A 2451-nucleotide genomic window follows, 5' to 3' on the forward strand; every position below is an offset into this window, starting at 1 on the left:
AGACAGCATCGAGCCCCGCGATCAGCCGGTCGCGGCCGAGAAGATAGTATTTGCGTGTCAGGTCGTAGATGTGGCGCTGCCAGCGGTAGACGCCGTCCATCAGTTCGGCATGGTTGGCCTTGAATTCGGGGCTGGCCGGCAACTCGCTGGTGCTCATGCGGCGCGCTTCACGTAGAGATGGAAGCCGCCATAGATGGCCGAGCGATCGCGGGCCGAAAATTCGCGCGAAGCTTGGTCCTGATAATCCCACTGGTCAAGCAGCGAGCTGGAGACACGGCCCGGCAACAGGCTGGGCTCGGCGGCGGTGCGGAAGATGACGCGGGCGCCTGCGGAAGCGGTGCGGGTGATTTCCGTCCACAGTGCGTTGAGCTGATCGTCGGTCATCCAGTCCTGCGCGTCGAGCAGGACGAATCGATCAACGGAGCCTGCATCCTTGCCGGCGAGGAATTCGATCAGATTGGCATGGTGGATGGCGACGCGGTCGACATTGCCGCGGATGGTCTCGTAATTCTGTTTTTCGAGATAGGCGGGCAGGGCGGCCTCGCCGGGGTTCGGATAGCGCCGGGCGAAGGCCTGCCAGGCGAAATAGTTGTTCTCCAGTGGAAAATCGCAAGCGAGTTTTTCCAGCCGGGCTTTCAGCACGCTGGCCATGGTGCCGTCGCCCGACGTGATCAGCGAATCATACTGCGCCGGTGGAATGCCGAGGCCGAACAGCGAAGCCTTGCGCGACGTCGCCCATCTCAAAAGCTTCTTGTCGAAGACCGGCGCCAGCTCCTCGTTGAAGAATCGGCGCTGCTCGCCGATGTTCCTGGCCTGCATGATGCCGGAGGGGTCGACGCCGAAGAATTTTCCCGTGCGGTGGCCCATGGCGATGAACAGGCCGAGCAGGCCGGTCTGGTAGAAATTGCGGTCGAACACAGTGATGCGCCTGATGCCGCGCCAGTTGCGGCGCTCCCAGTAGTGACGGCTGACAGGATCGAGATGCGGCGCGATGAAACGGTCATACGCTTTCGAATTGTGGCTGGTGTCGGCGGCGCCGAAGAAGCGGAACAGGTCGCCCTGCGATGGCAAATGGCGCACCGCCTCCAGCTTCATGCGGTTCAGCGCGATGTGCGCGGTGTTGAGGTCGACGGCGTCGACCCGGGCCGGCGAGCGCGTGAGGTAGGCCAGAATGTTGCAGCCGCCCGAGGCGATGGTGACGACGCGGTGGCCCTGGCCAAGCTGCATCGCCTCCATGTCGACATCGGGGTCTTCCCAGATCTGCGGATAGACGAGGCCGGAGAACAGGAAGGCGAACAGCCGCTCCGAAATGCCGGCCTTCGACAGCGGGCGGTTCTGGTAGACGGCCTTTCCAACTTCCTTGCCGCGGCGAAAAACCAGATCTGCGGAAACGTCCGTCATGGCAAGATGATTCCCCATTTGCTTTGCCGCAAGCGGGTAGCCTAGGGTCATGACAAGCCGGTGACAGCCTGTTGACGCCTCCTGACAGAGGTGGCGCGTAAAATCAGTTGATACCGCCGCGCAACTTCATCTGGCATCAACTTGCGCACTATCGAAGCCCATGATACCGCCGCGAACACACCCCTTACTGCGAACCAGTTGCACGTGCGTCATCCTCTCCAAGTGTGAAGCCCCATTGATACGGAGTGAGGCCGATTGGCACCTTGCTGTAGGAAGGCATTGAGGGGACGATGCCGGGCTTGAGTGACTGGTATCCATCGAGATAACCGTCGTTGAAGGTCTTGCTCGGGTAGGCAGGAATGTTCTTCACGATGGACATGGCGACTTCTCCTCAGAATATTGCGGACATGCGCCCGCCTCTGGCTCGCCATGTCCGCGCCCGGCAAGCATTCGTCATTGCCCTCCGAACCCGCCCGGCGTCGGCGTCGTCAGGATGACGGCGTCTCCTGCCTGCAGCACTGTCTGGTCGCAGGCTTTCAGCATGTCGATTGTGCCGTCCTTGCGGCGGACTTTGGTCGAGCCGACCTCGCCATCGCCGCCCCCATCCAGCCCTTGCGGCGGCCGGTTGCGATGCGAGGACAGGATGGCGCATTCCATCTTTTCGAGGAAGCGGATGGTGCGCTTGGTGCCGTCGCCGGCGTTCCATTTGCCCTTGCCGCCGGAATTTTCCCGAATGTGGAAATCCTCGAGCAGTACGGGAAAGCGCAGTTCCAGCACTTCGGGATCGGTGAGGCGCGAATTGGTCATGTGGGTGTGGACGCCTGAGGTGCCGGCAAAGCCGCGGCCCGAGTTCATCTGGCCGGCCGGCGAGCCGGAACAGATCGTCTCATAGTACTGGTAGATCTTGTTGCCGAAGGTCAGGTTGTTCATCGTGCCTTGCGCGTTGGCCATGGCGCCCATGGCGCCGAACAGCGCGTTGGTGACATGCTGCGAGGTCTCGACATTGCCGGCGACGACCGCGGCGGGGTAGGCGGGGTTTAGCATGCAGCC

General features: G+C 62.1%; 3 protein-coding genes and 1 pseudogene. All 4 read right to left on the reverse strand.

Translation table 11 applies throughout. From position 1 onward, the window contains the following. A pseudogene (locus EN939_RS39415) lies at window positions 1-157 on the reverse strand (SAM-dependent methyltransferase); the annotation flags it as partial. Further along, window positions 154-1452, reverse strand: coding sequence for a DUF3419 family protein (locus EN939_RS29800; RefSeq protein ID WP_127271244.1), 1299 nt, complete (start codon window positions 1450-1452; stop codon window positions 154-156). The pseudogene EN939_RS39415 and the gene EN939_RS29800, both read right to left, overlap by 4 nt. 133 nt (window positions 1453-1585) lie before the next feature. Further along, complete coding sequence (locus EN939_RS29805) at window positions 1586-1780, reverse strand: hypothetical protein (RefSeq protein ID WP_127271246.1); 195 nt, start codon at window positions 1778-1780, stop codon at window positions 1586-1588. Window positions 1781-1854: 74 nt separating this feature from the next. After that, on the reverse strand, window positions 1855-2451 hold a 597-nt coding region (locus tag EN939_RS29810), incomplete at its 5' end, for a hydantoinase B/oxoprolinase family protein (protein ID WP_206528372.1).

Source organism: Mesorhizobium sp. M7A.F.Ca.CA.002.05.1.1 (assembly GCF_003998335.1).
GTDB lineage: Bacteria > Pseudomonadota > Alphaproteobacteria > Rhizobiales > Rhizobiaceae > Mesorhizobium.

What these genes read in the sequence shown, in the direction of transcription:
- EN939_RS29800 (WP_127271244.1), bottom strand. Translation starts at nt 1,452, where the DNA reads ATGACCCTAGGCTACCCGCTTGCGGCAAAGCAAATGGGGAATCATCTT.
- EN939_RS29805 (WP_127271246.1), bottom strand. Translation starts at nt 1,780, where the DNA reads ATGTCCATCGTGAAGAACATTCCTGCCTACCCGAGCAAGACCTTCAAC.